The sequence below is a fragment of the Bacteroides caecigallinarum genome (assembly GCF_016901995.1).
GTDB lineage: Bacteria > Bacteroidota > Bacteroidia > Bacteroidales > Bacteroidaceae > Phocaeicola > Phocaeicola cellulolyticus.
In genome coordinates this window covers 37,594-55,029 of sequence record NZ_JACJLE010000015.1, presented here as the reverse complement: position 1 = coordinate 55,029, position 17,436 = coordinate 37,594, and the positions used below count along the sequence as shown (strand labels likewise).

General features: G+C 41.0%; 16 protein-coding genes. 4 read left to right on the top strand and 12 right to left on the bottom strand.

Translation table 11 applies throughout. The annotated features are described in order from the left end of the window. Positions 1-82 precede the first annotated feature (82 nt). Together H6A61_RS05635 and H6A61_RS05630 are read left to right on the top strand one after the other, a co-directional pair. Positions 83-400 (top strand): type II toxin-antitoxin system RelE/ParE family toxin, encoded by a 318-nt coding sequence (locus H6A61_RS05635; RefSeq protein WP_204391867.1) that lies wholly within the window; start codon positions 83-85, stop codon positions 398-400. Between the two features lie 6 nt (positions 401-406). Then, positions 407-742, top strand: a complete 336-nt coding sequence (locus H6A61_RS05630) for a HigA family addiction module antitoxin (protein ID WP_204391858.1) — start codon at positions 407-409, stop codon at positions 740-742. A gap of 54 nt (positions 743-796) precedes the next feature. Here the strand turns inward: H6A61_RS05630 and H6A61_RS05625 are convergent, their stop codons facing one another. Beyond that, entirely contained in the window at positions 797-1,276 is a 480-nt protein-coding gene (locus tag H6A61_RS05625; RefSeq protein ID WP_204391851.1) for an S-ribosylhomocysteine lyase, read from the bottom strand. Positions 1,277-1,308: 32 nt separating this feature from the next. Continuing rightward, positions 1,309-2,007 (bottom strand): 5'-methylthioadenosine/adenosylhomocysteine nucleosidase, encoded by a 699-nt coding sequence (locus H6A61_RS05620; protein WP_204391849.1) that lies wholly within the window; start codon positions 2,005-2,007, stop codon positions 1,309-1,311. 122 nt (positions 2,008-2,129) lie between these two features. Here H6A61_RS05620 and H6A61_RS05615 point away from each other — a divergent pair, with 122 nt between their 5' ends. Next, on the top strand, positions 2,130-4,619 hold the full coding sequence (locus tag H6A61_RS05615) for a hypothetical protein (protein WP_204391847.1): 2,490 nt from the start codon (positions 2,130-2,132) through the stop codon (positions 4,617-4,619). Positions 4,620-4,799: 180 nt separating this feature from the next. Here the strand turns inward: H6A61_RS05615 and uraH are convergent, their stop codons facing one another. The 10 genes from uraH to metG all read right to left on the bottom strand — a co-directional run bounded on the left by uraH (position 4,800) and on the right by metG (position 16,115). Continuing rightward, positions 4,800-5,135, bottom strand: a complete 336-nt coding sequence (gene uraH / locus H6A61_RS05610) for a hydroxyisourate hydrolase (RefSeq protein WP_239469120.1) — start codon at positions 5,133-5,135, stop codon at positions 4,800-4,802. 224 nt (positions 5,136-5,359) lie between these two features. Next, a complete protein-coding gene (locus H6A61_RS05605) occupies positions 5,360-6,136 on the bottom strand; it encodes a glycosyltransferase family 2 protein (protein ID WP_204391845.1) in 777 nt (258 codons plus the stop codon). Continuing rightward, positions 6,129-7,391: a glycosyltransferase family 4 protein gene (locus H6A61_RS05600; protein WP_204391842.1), complete on the bottom strand. Its 1,263-nt coding sequence runs from the start codon at positions 7,389-7,391 to the stop codon at positions 6,129-6,131. The genes H6A61_RS05605 and H6A61_RS05600 overlap by 8 nt, the downstream gene beginning before the upstream one ends. A 106-nt stretch (positions 7,392-7,497) precedes the next feature. Next, positions 7,498-8,406, bottom strand: a complete 909-nt coding sequence (locus tag H6A61_RS05595) for a glycosyltransferase (protein WP_204391840.1) — start codon at positions 8,404-8,406, stop codon at positions 7,498-7,500. A gap of 14 nt (positions 8,407-8,420) precedes the next feature. Next, the gene (locus H6A61_RS05590; RefSeq protein ID WP_204391838.1) at positions 8,421-9,521 is read right to left on the bottom strand and encodes a hypothetical protein; all 1,101 of its coding nucleotides are present in this window, start codon (positions 9,519-9,521) and stop codon (positions 8,421-8,423) included. Between the two features lie 10 nt (positions 9,522-9,531). After that, a complete protein-coding gene (locus H6A61_RS05585; RefSeq protein ID WP_204391836.1) occupies positions 9,532-10,632 on the bottom strand; it encodes a glycosyltransferase WbsX family protein in 1,101 nt (366 codons plus the stop codon). 10 nt (positions 10,633-10,642) lie between these two features. Next, complete coding sequence (locus tag H6A61_RS05580; RefSeq protein ID WP_204391834.1) at positions 10,643-11,608, bottom strand: glycosyltransferase family 8 protein; 966 nt, start codon at positions 11,606-11,608, stop codon at positions 10,643-10,645. A gap of 3 nt (positions 11,609-11,611) precedes the next feature. Then, positions 11,612-12,556 carry a glycosyltransferase gene (locus H6A61_RS05575; RefSeq protein ID WP_204391832.1) on the bottom strand — a complete coding sequence of 315 codons (945 nt, stop codon included), beginning with the start codon at positions 12,554-12,556 and terminating at the stop codon, positions 11,612-11,614. Next, positions 12,553-13,998, bottom strand: coding sequence for an oligosaccharide flippase family protein (locus H6A61_RS05570; RefSeq protein ID WP_204391830.1), 1,446 nt, complete (start codon positions 13,996-13,998; stop codon positions 12,553-12,555). Before H6A61_RS05570 ends, H6A61_RS05575 begins: the two co-directional genes overlap by 4 nt. Before the next feature lie 74 nt (positions 13,999-14,072). Then, the gene (gene metG, locus H6A61_RS05565) at positions 14,073-16,115 is read right to left on the bottom strand and encodes a methionine--tRNA ligase (RefSeq protein ID WP_154043785.1); all 2,043 of its coding nucleotides are present in this window, start codon (positions 16,113-16,115) and stop codon (positions 14,073-14,075) included. A gap of 305 nt (positions 16,116-16,420) precedes the next feature. On the opposite strand from metG, the gene H6A61_RS05560 reads away from it, so the two are divergent. Beyond that, on the top strand, positions 16,421-17,416 hold the full coding sequence (locus H6A61_RS05560) for a cation diffusion facilitator family transporter (RefSeq protein WP_204391821.1): 996 nt from the start codon (positions 16,421-16,423) through the stop codon (positions 17,414-17,416). The last annotated feature ends 20 nt before the right edge of the window (positions 17,417-17,436 follow it).

The window sequence follows — 17,436 nt, the reverse complement described above, 5'->3', positions numbered from 1 at the left end:
AATTGTCACGATTATATGTTCACTTATTTGGTGAATATAAATAAAACAACTATCTTTGTGTCAGACAATAATATAAAGATTAATGTATATTGAGTTTGACAAGGAATATCTGCGTGAATTATTTGAAAATGGTCATACGAATGATAGAAAACATCGCTATCAGCCAGAGGTCATAAGAGGATACCAGAAAGCTGTGTTTACTATTATTTCAGCTAATACCATAACCGATTTATTCCGTTTCAATGCTTTAAATTATGAAGCATTGCATGGAGATAAGGAAGGTATTTCGTCAGTTAGAGTAAACCGTAAGTATCGTCTTGAGTTTACTGTTAGAGAAGAAATGGGCGAGCAGATAATAACTGTATGTCGATTATTGGAAATAAGTAACCATTATAAATAAGTAAATATGGATACATCAAAGAAAATCTATGCCCCATACGAATTGGTTCCATCTATGCCAGTACATCCCGGAGAGATGCTTAAAGATGAACTTGAGGCACGTGGCATTTCGCAGCGTAAATTCGCTGCTATTATAGGTATGGCATATACTGCATTTAATGAGATTATAAATTGCAAAAGACCTATAACGACTGATACGGCTCTTAAGATAGAAGCAGCAACAGATATTCCTGCTTACATTTGGATTAATATGCAGTCTGCATATAATATGCAGATGGCCAGACATGATAGCAAGTTGTCTGCCATTTTGGATAATATACGAAAATCTGTAGCGGTATTTTAAATTAAAGCCGTTCAGTGAACGTTTAGTGAATGTTCGCTGAACGGCTTTTTCTCATTATGCAGGATAATTCAGATTCTCCTCAGTTGCCTTTTCCAGTACCTCTTCCAGATATTTCTTTGATTCCCATTTTGCCATAGGAAGATTCATCATCAGATAGTTACCGCAGTCTTTGGCTGTAGCTCCCGGAACATCACCCTCATAATCGGCAATGAAACGGAAAGTTTCTATCATCAGCGGAAGTATATCTGCCGATTTCAAGTCACCTTTTACTACAAGATAGTTACCTGTGAGGCAGCCCATAGGTCCCCAGTATATAATCTTGTCTGCCCATACAGGATGGTTGCGAAGGAATGTTGCAGCCAGATGCTCAATTGTGTGGATAGCCGAAGGACTTAATGCAGGCTCACGGTTAGGCTCTTTCATGCGTACATCGAATGTAGTTACAGTTTCTGTTCCTACCTGGTCTTTTCTTGATACATATATTCCGCGTAGCAGACGGATATGGTCTATTGTAAAGCTTGGTATCTTTTCCATGAGTGAAGAATTAAAAAATTAATAATTAAAAATTATCCAATTTTGTTAGGCAATGCCTTAAGGAATGTCTCTGTCACCTTGAACGAACGGTTAGCCATTTCTCCCCAGAAGTTCAGATACTGGTCGAAGTGGTTTTCTGCTCCCGGAGTATCGCTTATTATTCTGAAGCTGATGAACGGAACTTTATACAGATAGCAAATCTGAGCTATTGAAGCAGATTCCATATCTACAGCCAGACCTTCGTGGAAGTTTGATTTTATTTCGTCCAGTTCCTTGCGGTCGGTGATGAATTTGTCGCCGGTACAGATGAGGCCTCCGTGGATAGCTGTTTCAGTATCAAGAGACATTGCTGTATTGTAGAGGGTTTCGTTACCTTCGAAGAAAGTAGGCAGTCCCTGAATCTGTCCGTAGGCATTACCTTCGCCGCACCATACATCGTGATATACAATATTGCGGCTTACAACTACGTCCATTATCTTCAGACAAGTGTCTATACCTCCTGCCACACCGGTACTGATGATACAGTCAGGCTGGAAGTTGTTTATCATTTCCACTGTTCCGGCAGCTGCATTTACTTTTCCTATACCGCACTGCATCAGTACTATTTCGTTGCTGTTGATTTTTCCTTCTATGTAGCTGAAAGGACCTTTACTTGATTCTTTTATCTCTGTGAGTTGGTTTGCCAGTTGCTTCTGTTCGGAAGACATGGCTGTGATAATTCCTATTTTCATTCGGTAAATTTGTTCTAATTTTGATTTTCGCCGGCAAATTTACAACATTTCAAGCAGTATTATGTTATCTTTGCCGACTGAATACTAATAGTTTATTTAATTTTTCAATTCTTTGATATAGTATGAATTTATTCAAGAAACTTATTCCGGACATTGTGGCTGTGGTATTGTTTGCGGTAATATCGTTCGCATACTTCTTTCCGGCAGTCACTGAAGGACGAATATTGGCCCAGCATGATGCCGTAGCGGGTATCGGCTCTGGTCAGGAACAAAAGGAGTATCTGGAAAAAACAGGTGAGCGTACCCGTTGGACAAACTCTATTTTCGGAGGTATGCCTACCTATCAGATGTCTCCAAGTTATGATTCTACCGAAGCTTTGGGATTCATCCAGAAGGTTTATCATCTGTTCCTGCCTACATACGTGTGGTATGTGTTTGTGATGCTCCTAGGTTTTTATATCCTGCTTCGTGCATTCAACTTCAAAGTATGGCTTTCTGCTCTTGGCGCAATAATATGGGCTTTCTCATCCTATTTCTTTATTATCATTGCGGCTGGACATATATGGAAATTTGTTACTCTGGCTTACATCCCGCCTACAATAGCCGGTATGGTGTTGGTTTATCGTGGAAAATATCTTGCCGGAGGATTGCTCACGGCATTGTTTGTCGCACTGCAGATAGTTGCAAATCATCCGCAGATGAGTTATTACTTCCTGTTCGTTATGCTGTTTATGGCTGTAGCCTACGGTGTGATGGCTTATAAGGAAAATAAGCTGAAAGATTTCTTCAAGGCAACCGGAGTGCTTGTCGTTGCAGGTGTGATAGGTGTCTGTATTAATCTTTCCAATCTTTATCACACATATCAGTACAGCAAGGAGAGTATGCGAGGCAAGAGTGAACTTGTGAAGAAGAACTCTGCCAATCAGACAGGAAGCGGACTTGAACGCGATTATATCACACAATGGAGCTATGGTATAGGAGAAACATTCTCGCTGCTTGTTCCTAATGTGAAGGGTGGAGCGTCTGTACCTTTGGCTGCAAATGAGGATGCGATGAAGAAGGCTAATCCGATGTATCGTGGGCTGTACTCGCAGTTGGGACAGTACTGGGGCGAACAGCCGGGCACTTCAGGTCCGGTTTATGTCGGTGCGTTTGTGATGTTCCTTTTCATCTTGGGATGTTTCATTGTGAAAGGGCCTATGAAATGGGCTCTTGTAGTGGGTACAGTCTTCTCTATTGTGCTGTCGTGGGGAAAGAATTTCATGGGAGTGACAGACTTCTTTATCGATTACGTTCCTATGTACAATAAGTTCCGTGCCGTTTCGTCTATTCTGGTTATAGCGGAATTTACTATTCCTCTGCTTGCCATCATGGCATTGAAAGAGATAATGGAACGTCCTTCCGTAATAAAGGAGAATGCGAAAGGATTTTATACCAGTCTGGCACTGACAGGAGGTTTGTCGCTTCTGTTTGCTTTGGCTCCTCAGGTGTTCTTCCCTTCGTATATTTCCACAATGGAGATGTCAGCTCTTCAGAATGCTATTCCTCAGGATCAGCTTGTTCCTATATTGACAAATCTTGAAGAGGTTCGTGTTTCAATATTTACTTCCGATGCATGGCGCAGCCTTGTAATTATTCTGATAGGTGTAGCTTTGATATATGCTTATTCGATTGGAAAACTGAAACCGAAGGTTACGGTAGCTCTTATAGCTCTGTTGTGTCTTGTGGATATGTGGAATGTGAACAAACGCTATCTGTACGACGAACAGTTCGTGGCAAAAGGAACTGAGATGAAACCATATCTGGAACCTTCGGAAACGGATAAGGAAATTCTGAAGGACAAATCTTTGGATTACAGAGTATTGAACCTGGCTGTGAATACATTCAATGAGAACAATACAGCTTACTGGCATAAGAGTATCGGAGGATATCACGCAGCTAAACTTCGCCGTTATCAGGAGATAATTGAGGAACATATCCATGGTGAAATGAATGGTATATTCTCTAAATTATCAGAGGCAGGTGGTGATATGGCTAAAGTTGACAGGAATGCTTTCCCAGTTCTGAACATGCTTAACACAAGATATTTCATCCTTCCGCTTCAGGACGGAAAAACTGCTCCGGTGTTTAATCCTTATGCTTGCGGAAACGCTTGGTTTGTAGGCGATGTGAAATATGTTGACAATGCAAATGAGGAGATAGATGCATTGCATGATATTAATCCGCTTCACACAGCCGTGGTTGATAAGAAATTTGCTGAACAGGTTAAGATGACTGCCGCTCCAGACTCACTCAGCTCAATTGTTCTGAAAGAGTATCAGCCTAACGCATTGAAATATGAGGTTGATTCCAAGAACGGTGGGGTAGTGGTATTCTCGGAAATATATTATCCGGGTTGGATTTCAACTATAGATGGCGAGGAGGTGGAACACGGACGTGCCGACTATATCCTCCGTGCGATGAATGTTCCTGCAGGAAAACATGTGATAGAGTTCAAGTTCGATCCAAAATCGCTTCATACTACTGAAACCATTGCTTATATAGCATTGACTTTACTTGCCCTTGGGGTAATAGCGGTGATGATTTCAGAATATAAAAAGCGTAAAGTATAATCGTATTTTGCGTCACACGTACGTGTGACTACCGTGACACGAAGGAGTGACGCATGTGACACGTACGTGTGACGAGTGTGACACGAACGTGTAACGGTAAAAATACAGGCGTTTCACGGATTATCTGAAGTGATAGTCCATGAAACGCCTTCTTTCATTTATGTGTGTGATTTTTATTTGTCAGTTTCCTCTATAAGTGGAGTATCCGTAAGGTGAGAGGGTTATAGGTACGTGGTAGTGGCTGTCGTCCTTTATCTCGAACACTACCTCGATAAAAGGATAGAATGAGCTTTTGTCCTGCGATTTGAAGTAAGGTTCGGTGTGGAATGTCAGCTTATATATACCTTTATTATCCGATTTATCATTCTGTGGAAGGAAGTCTTTCACCCTGCCGTTAGTATCAGTAACTTTCTCGTCTATTACAGTCCATTGGCTGGCATTGTTCATTTTTGATAGACTTATCTTTACATCCTTTGCAGGGTAGCCTGTATTGATATCGAGGATATGGCTTGACAACTGATATTGTTTCTATTGCGAGAATACATGTATGGTTGATAATAATGCGAACAGTGTGAATAGTGTTAAGATCTTTCTCATAAGTTTTTGGTTTTAAATGGTTAATGAATAGCATATGAGACAAAAATATATAAAATTGTAATCATTACAAATTTATAGACTTGATCTTATTTGTTTTTCGGATTTATTAAGATGTATTTTCAACTTTCGGTTGAAATGTCTGTTTATTTTTTCAAGACTGCTCTGATTACAAACCACATATGATGAGCAATGGTAGATATATATCCGTAATGATGACACATAATATGGAAACGCTCCATGAGTGAAGCCTTATGGTTTCGTGTGGTCATACCTTCGCTTAGATAGTCTATAACTGTAAGTCCTGAATTATGTATGCTCTTGCTTTTCTTCATTATGCGTATGCACCAGTCAAAATCGGCAGAGAAACGGTATTTCAGATTGTATGGTTCGTTTACAGCCAGTTCGCGGCGTGCGAAGAAAGCCTGATGGCATACAAGCATACCTTTCTTGAAACTTTTCCACGTGAGTACTTCCGGAGCCGAGAGACGCCGCATCCTGATGAAATGTCCGTTTTCGTCAACTATCTGTGTCTCGCCATAAATCACGTCGGGCAGGGTATTGCCTTTTATGCTGTGTACCATATAGAACAAAGTATCATCCTCATGCAATTCGTCACCGGCATTGAGGAAACACAGATAGTCGCCGGTAGCAAGTCTGATTCCCTTGTTCATCGCGTCATACAGTCCTTTGTCAGGTTCGCTTACCAGGTGTGCTATGTGCTGTCTGTATTTTTCTATTATACCTAGTGTTCCGTCTTTCGAACCGCCGTCAACAATGATGTACTCCACATTCTTGTACGACTGTGTGATGACACTCTGTATAGTGTCCTCCAATACCTTTTCGGCATTATACGTCACTGTGATAATGCTGAACTTAGGATGCTGGTGCTGTATGTGGTAATTTGGAGCGGTGTTATGCATTTTTGCCTGTCAGCTTGTTATAGATTTGCAGATACTGGTGTGCGACAACAGATTCGGAATAAGTGTTTACTGCCTTACGGTGGGCTTCCTCGCTTAGGGTCTGATAGTTACCGTCGGTAAGCACCCATTTTATGCCGTTGGCGAGGTCGGATGCCGACTTATATTCTGCTACATATCCGTTGTGCAGATGGTCTATCATCTGCGGGATACCTCCTGTTTCGAATCCTACGCAAGGGATACCGCACGACATGGCTTCCACTATAGTATTGGGCAAATTGTCCTGCAGTGACGGCGTAACGTATATATCAACTGCATTGTATATATCTACCAGATCTTTTTCACTCTTTACATAGTTCATCGTATATATAGGGAACGGAAACAGTGAAGAATGTTGTTCCGGATGCGAGCCCAATATCACAACTCCGAGTTCTTTGCTTAGTTCCGGATTGCTTTGTGTCAGTATCTTGCATGCCTCTATCAGATAGTCTATACCTTTGCGCTTGTCAGTAATCTTGACCGATCCGAAAAGCAGAAGTTTTTTGTCCTGAGGTAAGTTAAGTTTCTCTCTTGACTGACGTTTGTTGCGTGGCATGAACAGGTTGGTGTTAATGGCATTAGGAATGCTTGTGATGTTCTGTCTTCCTATAAGTGCACTGCTCTTTGCCATTTCCTCCAGCCAGTGACTGCATGCTACGAAGGTTATTTTCGAGTTTGAGAAAATCCTTTGTTTCTTTTTGAATGTTTTATATGAAAGATCTTTCTTGTGAGGCTTTAGAAGAAGCTCACAGTTGTGACAATGCTCTTCATATTTCTTACATGAGCCTGCATAATGACATATTCCGGTGAATGGCCACATGTCGTGCATGGTCCATACCACAGGTTTTCCGGATTTCAGGATTTTGTCGATGTCGTTAAGCGAAAGCATTCCCTGGTTAATCCAGTGCAGGTGTATTACGTCTGCCTGTACGAATTCATGCAGTTTTGTGATGTCTGTTCCTGTATTTGCTATATCTACAGCAAAGAGATTACGGCGTGTAAATCCGTTGGCTATCCATATTACGATACGTTCCCAGGCGAACTGCCATATTCTCCTCCATGAGTTTTTCAGAGGAATAACGGTTAACTGCTCTGTCTGTTTGTTACGGACGAGCATTTTTGTTTTTATACCATTGTTCTTTAGTGCGTCCATCAGTCGGCTGGCTGCTATGGCTGCACCTCCTATACGTTCTGCCGTGTTTATGATAAGTATTCTCATGGTCGGGAATTTTTTTTGCAAAGATAATGCTTACTGACCTTTTTTATCCCAATTGATGCATGAATAATTAATGATAATATAGTTAAAAACGACGTCTGAGGCCATTTTATCTGCCAAAATCACCTTTTAGCGTGCGTTTTATCCTTCTGATGGCTTTAGCCATGAATGAATTGGTGCGTGCATAGTATCTCACGTATGCCTGTCTTGCTTCTTTGTTTTCCACTGCAGGAGTAATTCTTTTCACCGCAATCCTGTCCATGAACAGGTTTGAGGAATATAGTCCGCCACCTCCACAGTTTGTGCCGCTACCGTCGAAACCTTCGTTTTGTACAAGTGATTTTCCTACATTGAGCGATAGAATGTCATTGAGGAATAGAGAGGCATTCCATCGTATAGCCCAGGAATTGTTTTTCCCTTCAATCTGACGGCGGAGCATACGTGTGTAACCGTATTTACCGTCGAAGTCGAAGGTATATGTCAGCTTTCTGTCTTCAAGTTCTTTAAGAAGGGCCTTTCCGTCGGGATTGAAATACTTCCATGCCCGTTCCCATGTAGCCCATCCCCAGCTTCCAGTCCATTTTATGAGGAAAGTATCGGGCAGGGAAGGATCTTGTGTGAAGTCGCATCCCTGTATGTGGCCCACTTTTTCTTCGTCTTTGTAAGTCTCCAGCGCATCATTCATGAACTGAAGAAAGTACGGTGCGGTGATAAGGTCATCTTCCAGCACGATTACCCTTCCGTATTCTTTTACGCGTGTGGTTACACCATCTATTATGCTTCTGGCAAGTCCCCAATTCTCTTCTCTTTCAATGATGTTTATTTTCTTGAATCCGTTTATGGTGTGTATGTATTTTCTTACTTCGCTTACTGTTTCGTTCTGTTCTGGAGTGCGTGCCGCATCGGAATATATGTATAATATGCTTTCAGTCGCAAGAGTGTTGCGTTGCAGAGCTTCTACAGTCCGTCGTACATGATCCGGACGGTTGAATACGAAGAGGAGTATAGGGGCATTCATGTTAGTTTTGTCTTTTATTTAATGAAACAGAGTCTGTCTGCTATTTTGTTATACCATTTATAAGGTTTTGCCTTCCCGGCTTTTCTTTTTTCTTCAAGACAGTTGGCGAGTGATTGTACCGGTGCATCGAAGAATAATTCTTTCAACACTTTACGCTGTTTGGCCAATAGTTCCTGATACAAATCCGGATTGTTTTCCAACTTGTTTATCAGGCTAACCATTTGATCCATAGTTTTCACGTCACATTCGTCAATTATCAGTTCATGGTGTGTCACTTCGTTCTTGTCCATTATAGCCAGTGTCCCTAAAGAAACAGCTTCTGCCACAGAGTTTCCGCGTATATGTCGTCCACCCATCTTTACGAAATACTTCGCGTCGTATATGCTTTTCAGATTGTCGAATATACGCTGCTTGTGGAGAATTATTTCGTATCCGGCATCTATGAGAGGCTGGAAATGTGCGGGTGCCTTTGTTACGGGACGTTCTGTAGTGGAATTTATTTCCATGAAAACACCCTTGTTTTCCGATTCTCTGCCAAGGTGATTTCGCATGATTTTCTGCAGAGTGTCCGAGCTGAGGAAAGTATATGGGAAATCCATAATGCCGCATTTCTTGGAAACTATTCCTCTTGCCATCTGGTTCATGGTGACATCGTATCCGAAGTGTACGCTTCCCGTAGCCATGTTGGCTTCGCCTATCATATATGCGAAGAGTGTCTGCGGGTAGCTTCTTACGACAGACGTAGGAAGGCTGACGTTAATGGAAATCACAACATCGTATTTTCCCCAGTCTATATCGTGGCTGTCAATTGCGAATTTACCGTTCGGAAACGGACTCCCCGGCTGTTTGAATTCCTGTCCCGGAATCTTGTCGAGTGTCTCAGTCTTGAGCAGATAAAGATGTTTGGAGATATGTGGTATCACTTTGCGGTAAATCTGTGTTTCGTACTCCGGTTCTTCCTTCACTATATAGAAGTCGGCACCAAGTTCTGCCATAAGGCCGATAGGGCCCACTCTTCCCATTGACGAGAAGAGAATGTTTGCCGCGTTTTTCTCTGTTACCGGGCAAACGTAAAGATCCTGATATACTTCTTGTTTGACTAATGCTATTTTCATAATTGAATGTTTATTCTCCAAAGACTTTGTTCATTGCTTTTTTCAGAGCCTCAAGGTATCCTCTTCCGAATTTTAAATCGGGTTCCATATAATTACCTTCAGCCCATTCGTTCCATGATTTCAGGAAAACGATTCTTTCTTCTTCAGGCTTGTCCTTCACATTATTAAACGTCTGCTCCGCATGCTTCTCAAATTTATCCGGAGTTGAGTTTATCAGTATGTGTCCTGCTCTTCCCGAACGGGGCGAGTGATCCCAGTTTGGTATTAGAGTAGGATAACAGTCTGTATTCTTGTCTTCAGGTCCGCAGAAATATTTTGCGGCTTTTGAATAGTCTATTCTTCGTCCCTGTTTGAAAGCAATACGCTGGAATTTGGCGTTTATGCGTTCCAATAGGGAAAAGTCGTGCTTGAAAACATCGAACAGTCTGACCATTATTGTAGCTTTAAATCCCCATTTCTTATACTGTTCCATTTCTTCGGGTTTTGAGGTATGTGCCACAAAATGTATCTGAAAACCATGTGGTTTTGCCAATTCCTGCCATAAACTGATGAAATGAGCCGCATCAGGTACATTCATAGGTGAATATATTACGAAAACAGGATTACCGTTCACACGGATGTATCTATGATCCTTAAATGCAGGAAGAACAGCATTGAAGTGTGCTATATAGTCTTCGTCTCCAGGATAAAGCTGTTCCATGAGCATCTTATGGCCTCCGTCCTTACTGAACTGCTTGTCTTCCCAACTGTGATTTGCCCATGCCAGACAGAAAGGGAAATCCGGCTCACCACTGTTCAATACTTCGTTGAAAGGCCTTTCAAGAAGACGTCTTCCGTTGCCGAACCAATAATGCCAATAGCAGAAACCTTCTATACCATATTCCTTGGCCATATCAGCCTGAGCTTTTCTTGTCTCCGGTACTCTAAGGTCATAATATCCTAGGTCCGCCGGAACTTTAGGCTGATAGTGTCCCTTGAACAAAGGTTTGGCTTTGCCTACATTTGTCCATTCTGTAAAACCTTTACCCCACCATTTGTCGTTTTCCGGTGTAGGATGAAACTGTGGAAGATAAAATGCTATAACTCGTACTTTATTTTGTCTGTTGCTCATGTTCCGCTTGTTAAATATTGAAGTGTTTACGGATAAATCTTCTTAAACTGTATTTTTTTATTTTTTGCGCAAAGAATTTAGGCTGGCTATAGATATATTCCCATAAACATCCGGCCTTGATCATTGCTTTTAACCATTCCATTTGTTTTGTCACCATTATACTGTTCCATGGTTTGTCGGGGCCGGCGTAATGTATTTGTACTGGGTTGTCCAATGCTGATTTGAAATGTTCGGCAGCTTCTCTGTGCGGGCAGTCGAAATCCGGAGTCCCTTCATAGAAATGAAATTTGTCTATGTCTATTTTATAAAATGAGTTTATAACAACAAACTTGGTTGGTATGTATCTCACTAAAGGCCAGCATGTAAGGATCATACAATCCTGTTCGGGCAGTAAAAGTCTTTCGTAGTTGTTGATGTAGAAGTCTGTCATCTCTTTCTGCTTGTCATGGCGACGTATCGCCTCTAGATTTAGCAGAAGAAAACCTGCTCCAATCTCATGTTCCAATATTGCCAGTTCGTCTTTTGAAAATTTATCCATATATTTAGGCATACGTCCCGAATTGTTTGTAGGCCCAACTCCTGCATAGATGAAATCTTCATTGGGGAACATGAAAAAGGCTTCTGATATGTCTCCTGTGAATATAACATCTACATCAGTACATAAAATTCTGTCATATTCCGGAAAAATGTCGGCGGCAATCAGTTTGTAGAATATTTCTTTTGAATAGTGTGCCTTGCCATGCAGTCCTTCTATCTTCTTTTCGTATTCAGAAACATTGATGAAATGAATTCCGGCGTTGAAATCTTCTGTTACGGATCGGATGTTTCTATAGTCGTTGTCATCAAGAGAAGTATGCAGAATATATAATTCATACTTATAATCTTTTGATGCATGAACCAGCATGGAGTGGATAGCCACTTTTGCTGCCAGAACATAGTTCTTGTCGAAAGTGAAAAATACCGGTATTGTTTTCATTTCCTATTTCCTTAAAATATATTGTCCGTAATCCCGTACAAAAAACAATGGAACAAAGAAAGCCCTTAAACTTTGTTTTATTCCGCTACACTCTGTTATGAGTTCGTATCTATGTTTATAGCAAAGGTAGCATATACCGATAAAATTTACAATGTTTATTCTGCTCATTTTATCAGCCAATTTTCTTGCTGTTTTGTCTGCCACAGGAATTGAACTGTATAACTTGAAGTAGCTTCGCGTAGTATTCATGTTCGACGTTCTGAATAATGCTTTTGCAGCATTTATGTATCCATGGATTTTTCCTTCGCCTTTCTTTTCTGAATATGTTGATGCACTCTCGTGTCTTCTCCACCTGACGAGCGGTGTATCAATGTATCTGATTTTTCCAGTAACCCCGCTCAGACTGTATATGAAATAGTCATACGAAAGGTTTAGTGTTGCGAACGGTATGAGTAATTCCTGTATATCTTTTCTGAACATAATCTGGTGTCCGTAACTACGGGGAATCATCAGGGCGTTTATGCTTGATGGAAATTCGCACAACGGTCTGTTGTGAAGTTTTCCTATAACTGAGTTAGAATTGAAAAGAACGGAGTTGTGGAATATAAGTGATGCGTCTCCTATATTCTTTATCATCATTTCCAGCTTGCAGACTTCCCATATGTCGTCCTGGTCGCAACATGCTATGTAGTCTCCTTTTGCTTTCAGTATTGCGCTGAAAAAGTTTCTGTTAAACCCCAGATTTATGGAATTCCTGTATAACCTGATATTCAACTCCGGATGACGTTCTTTATATCCGTTTATGATTTCTATTGTTTCATCATCCGAACCGTCATCCTGGATAATCAGTTCCATTATAGGATATGTCTGTCCGGCAAGAGAATCAAGCTGCTCGCGCAGGTATTTCTCTCCATTATATGTACACATTACTACAGAAACAGTTTTCATCTTTTCTTTTTTATTAGATATTCAAAACTTTCTTTCAGAGTGACAGAGCCGCATAACCATACCGACGATAGGTATAATATACACGCTATGATGATTTTTGATATTAATGCCAGATAAATGTTTGAGATACTGTTTTCAACTATATATGTAGTAACAAACATTGTTATTGCCGCTATTGACAGGTATGGCATAATATCGCGCAATGCTTCCATAATGCTCAGTCTGATTTCTTTCCATACGAAATACTGCCATACGGCAAGCCATGCAATGTTTATGCAGACATAAAGTTTTATCATTACAGGTATTCCGTATGGATGGCTGATTACCATTATTATGGTCTGTGTAATTCCCTGGAATATGGTATTCCACATGAAAATCCTTGATTTGCCTTTACTGATTATCAGATTGGAGTAAAGATAGGATATGCTTGTGAATGCGCTACCTATACATAATATATGTAGGATATATGCACTTTCTGACCATTTGGAAGTGATGGCTATTGTTATAAGCTCATTTGCTGTGATGGACAGTCCGAACATGACAGGAAATGTGACGAGAGATGTGAAACGCAGCATTTTCCTGAAAATCCTTTTTTGTCTTTCCTTCTCGTCGTCAACCCTTGATAGTACCGGCTGCGCTACACCATATATAGTTCCTGTAATTACAGAGTAGCCCATATAGTTCCATTTGTTAGCCTGGTTGAAATCGCCGACTTCCTGACCAGAATAGAATTTACCAAGAATAACAGACAGTATATTATAGTTTATATGACCAAATATATTTGTAAGAAGCAGACGTCCGCTGAATGAAATCATATTTTTCAACGGACTGAAATCTATCTTAAGGCTTGGGCGCCATGGAGAAAAATACCAGTAGAAACATGTTACAGATGACACGTAAACCAAATTCTGTGTGGCTATACCCCAATATGCATATCCGTTAAGTGCCATTATCACACCGGTAATGCCTGATATTGCCAGACTTATGTTCAATGCTATGGTGCGTTGTCTGATCATCAGATTACGATACATGTATGCGCTTTGTGCCGTGCCAAGACTGGATATGAATATACAGAGGAATGAATATCTTGACAATGATTCCAGTTCGGGCGTATCGTAAAAACGCGAAATAAGTGGGGCGCACATTGACAGTACAAGATAAAGGAACAGTCCCATTAAAGAACTGAACCAAAATACGGCATTATAATCTTTATGCTGTATATCTTTTTTGTTTGTCAGTGCTGCAGTAAATCCGCTCTCTTGTATGGATGATGCAATGAGTGAGAAAATGCTTAACATCCCAATCATTCCATAATCTGTACGAGACAGTATTCGTGATAAGAATATCCCGAAAAAGAGGTTGAGCAGTTGTTGCATACTGTTGCTGAGCCCACCCCATAGAAGTCCTTTCGCTGTTTTTTCCTTTAGAGAATTGTTTGACACGTTTCTGTCTTTTATGAAAAAGGCGGGACATCCATATCCCGCCCTTTTATTGTTGATTTGTGTTGATTAATCTGTTAGCAAACTTGGCTTCCCGGTTTTACTTCTTTAAGCAGTGAAGTAACAGCCAAAGAGCCGTCGAAGTTTTCTGCACTCAGAATCATACCTTCGCTCACCAGACCGTTCTTGAACTGACGTGGAGCAAGGTTGGCTATGAACAATACCTGTTTTCCTACCAGATCTTCCGGTTTGTAGTGCTGTGCTATACCGCTTACGATAGTACGGTTTTCAAGTCCGTCGGCAATCTTGAATTTCAGCAGTTTCTTCATCTTAGGCACTACTTCGCATTCCAGAACTGTACCCACACGGATATCAAGCTTTTCGAAATCTTCGAATGCTATTGTCGGCTTGATAGGGGTAGCCTTGTAAGCTGCAGCTTCGTTGGCTTTCTTTGTGTCAAGAAGTTTCTGTACCTGTGCTTCGATGGCGCTGTCCTCAATCTTTTCGAACAGAAGTTCTGCTTTACCAAGCTGGTGACCTGTAGCAAGAAGGTCTGTACGTCCCAGGTTATCCCATTCGAATGAATCCATATTAAGCATTGTGCGTAGTTTTGCAGAGCTGAATGGCAGGAACGGTTCGAATGCTATTGCAAGGTTGGCAACAAGCTGAAGAGCTATGTTCAGGATAGTAGCCACACGGTCCATATCTGTCTTGGCAAGTTTCCAAGGTTCTGTATCTGCAAGATACTTGTTACCGATACGTGCCAGGTTCATTGCTTCCTTCTGTGCATCGCGGAACTTGAACACGTCAAGAAGTTTTTCCACTTCAGCCTTAACGTCTGCAAATTCTTTCAGAGTTTCACGGTCGTAGTCTGTCAGTTCGCCTGCAGCAGGAACTTTACCGTCGAAATATTTGCCTGTAAGAACGAGTGCGCGGTTTACGAAGTTACCATACACGGCAACAAGTTCGTTGTTATTGCGTGCCTGGAAATCTTTCCAGGTGAAGTCATTATCCTTAGTCTCAGGAGCGTTAGCTGTGAGGACATAACGCAGAACGTCCTGCTTGCCAGGGAAGTCTTTCAAGTATTCGTGCAACCATACAGCCCAGTTGCGTGAAGTTGAAATCTTGTCGCCTTCAAGGTTCAGGAACTCGTTTGAAGGAACATTGTCCGGCAGGATATAACTGCCTTCAGCCTTCAGCATGGCAGGGAAAACGATACAGTGGAACACGATGTTGTCCTTACCGATGAAGTGTACAAGACGTGTTTCCGGATCTTTCCACCATTTTTCCCATGAATCAGGAAGCAGTTCCTTAGTGTTTGAGATATATCCGATAGGAGCGTCGAACCATACGTAAAGCACTTTTCCTTCTGCTCCTTCTACAGGAACAGGAATACCCCAGTCAAGGTCACGGCTTACGGCGCGTGGCTGAAGTCCCATATCAAGCCAGCTCTTGCACTGACCATATACGTTAGGACGCCATTCCTTATGGTCTTCAAGAATCCATTTGCGCAACCATCCTTCGTGTTTGTCGAGTGGCAGATACCAGTGTTTTGTTTCCTTCATTACAGGCTGGCTACCGCTGATGGCACTCTTAGGATTGATAAGCTCAGTAGGAGAGAGTGTACTACCACACTTTTCACACTGGTCGCCGTATGCACCTTCTGCATGACAGCGAGGACATTCGCCGGTGATATATCTGTCGGCAAGGAATGTTTTTGCCTCCTCGTCGTAGTACTGTTCAGAAGTCTTTTCTATGAACTCGCCTTTATCGTAAAGCTTGCGGAAGAAATCTGAAGCTGTCTGATGATGTATTTCTGATGAAGTACGTCCGTAAACATCAAATGAAATACCGAATTCCTTGAATGAGTCGCGTATAAGTGTATGATAACGATCTACTACATCTTGTGGAGTAACGCCTTCTTTCTTTGCGCGGATAGTGATAGGCACACCATGTTCGTCTGATCCTCCGATGAAGATTACATCTTCTTTCTTGAGGCGAAGATAGCGGACGTAAATATCGGCAGGAACATAAACTCCGGCCAGGTGTCCTATGTGTACAGGACCGTTGGCGTATGGAAGTGCCGATGTTACGGTTGTTCTTTTGAATTTCTTTTCCATTTGCTATATAGTTATATTTTGTTGTAACTGGTTTAAGATGAGTGCAAAGATATACATTATTTATCAGCTGTGCAATTGAATAGCTTAAAGATGGTTTTATACGTTTTGAAAAAAAGAAAAGACGTTCGCTTTCGAATGACATAGCATTCTGTTTGGTATGACAGTACGTTTTATTTTGTAGTATAAATAGAGTTTTTAGTATGGTTTTTAAATCATTAAAACACTATATGAAAAAGCTGATGGATTTATTATTCTAATTATATCTAATATTTATAACTTTGCGGACCAATTAATACATTTGATATATGAATGAAGAACAGATAAAACTCAAGGTCCAGAAACGTATAGTCCTTATTTCTGGACTTATACTTATAGGTAAATTCATTGCTTATTTTGTTACTAACTCTGTGGGAGTATTGACTGATGCCATGGAGAGTATAGTAAATGTCGTGGCTGGGCTTATAAGTCTGTATTGTCTCAGATGGGGAGCCAAGCCGGGTGATAAGGAACATCCTTTCGGACACGGAAAAATAGAGCTTATATCAGCATCGGTAGAAGGAATCCTGATTAGTGTGGCTGGAGCCATGATTATATACGAGGCTATTAAGAGACTTGTTGTTCCTGCAGAAGTAGAGAAACTGGACATAGGTATAGTAATTGTTGCAGTGTCTGGTGTATTGAATTATCTTATGGGATATTATAGTATCAAGACTGGTAAAAAATACGGTTCTATGGCACTGGTGGCTGGAGGAAAGCATTTGCAGTCGGATACTTATTCTACTATCGGACTTGTAGCCGGACTGTTAGTATTGTATTTTACAGGTCTTGCATGGATAGATAGTGTGTTGGCTCTTATCTTCGGATCGATTATTATAATAACCGGAGTTTCTATATTGAAAAATACTATTGCAGGATTGCTTGATACTGCAGATGACAAACTGTTGGAAGAGTTGGCAGAACTGCTTAATGACAACAGGCAACCCGAGTGGGTAGATATACATAATACCAAGGTTATAAAATCCGGAAACTGTATATATATAGATTGTGACCTTACTGTTCCATGGTATTATACTGTATCGGAGGGACACAAGTCTGGTGAGAAACTAAAGAGTGTACTGACGGACAGATATAATGAGAAGGTACAGCTGACATTACATCTTGATCCGTGTGATATTTTTGAGAAGCCTAAATGCAGTACATGTATATTTGAATCATGTAAATACAGAAAAGCTCCTATGGTTAAGCCGGAGAAAATAACATTGTCTAGTTTTATTCTCAATGAAGATGAGATGAAAGCCTAATAAAAGCTCCGGATTAGGTC

What these genes read in the sequence shown, in the direction of transcription:
- H6A61_RS05590 (WP_204391838.1), bottom strand. Translation starts at nt 9,521, where the DNA reads ATGAAAATAGCATTAGTCAAACAAGAAGTATATCAGGATCTTTACGTT.
- H6A61_RS05560 (WP_204391821.1), top strand. Translation starts at nt 16,421, where the DNA reads ATGAATGAAGAACAGATAAAACTCAAGGTCCAGAAACGTATAGTCCTT.
- H6A61_RS05625 (WP_204391851.1), bottom strand. Translation starts at nt 1,276, where the DNA reads ATGGAAAAGATACCAAGCTTTACAATAGACCATATCCGTCTGCTACGC.
- metG (WP_154043785.1), bottom strand. Translation starts at nt 16,115, where the DNA reads ATGGAAAAGAAATTCAAAAGAACAACCGTAACATCGGCACTTCCATAC.
- H6A61_RS05615 (WP_204391847.1), top strand. Translation starts at nt 2,130, where the DNA reads ATGAATTTATTCAAGAAACTTATTCCGGACATTGTGGCTGTGGTATTG.
- H6A61_RS05635 (WP_204391867.1), top strand. Translation starts at nt 83, where the DNA reads ATGTATATTGAGTTTGACAAGGAATATCTGCGTGAATTATTTGAAAAT.
- H6A61_RS05620 (WP_204391849.1), bottom strand. Translation starts at nt 2,007, where the DNA reads ATGAAAATAGGAATTATCACAGCCATGTCTTCCGAACAGAAGCAACTG.
- H6A61_RS05575 (WP_204391832.1), bottom strand. Translation starts at nt 12,556, where the DNA reads ATGAAAACTGTTTCTGTAGTAATGTGTACATATAATGGAGAGAAATAC.
- H6A61_RS05595 (WP_204391840.1), bottom strand. Translation starts at nt 8,406, where the DNA reads ATGAATGCCCCTATACTCCTCTTCGTATTCAACCGTCCGGATCATGTA.
- H6A61_RS05605 (WP_204391845.1), bottom strand. Translation starts at nt 6,136, where the DNA reads ATGCATAACACCGCTCCAAATTACCACATACAGCACCAGCATCCTAAG.
- H6A61_RS05580 (WP_204391834.1), bottom strand. Translation starts at nt 11,608, where the DNA reads ATGAAAACAATACCGGTATTTTTCACTTTCGACAAGAACTATGTTCTG.
- H6A61_RS05585 (WP_204391836.1), bottom strand. Translation starts at nt 10,632, where the DNA reads ATGAGCAACAGACAAAATAAAGTACGAGTTATAGCATTTTATCTTCCA.
- H6A61_RS05600 (WP_204391842.1), bottom strand. Translation starts at nt 7,391, where the DNA reads ATGAGAATACTTATCATAAACACGGCAGAACGTATAGGAGGTGCAGCC.
- H6A61_RS05630 (WP_204391858.1), top strand. Translation starts at nt 407, where the DNA reads ATGGATACATCAAAGAAAATCTATGCCCCATACGAATTGGTTCCATCT.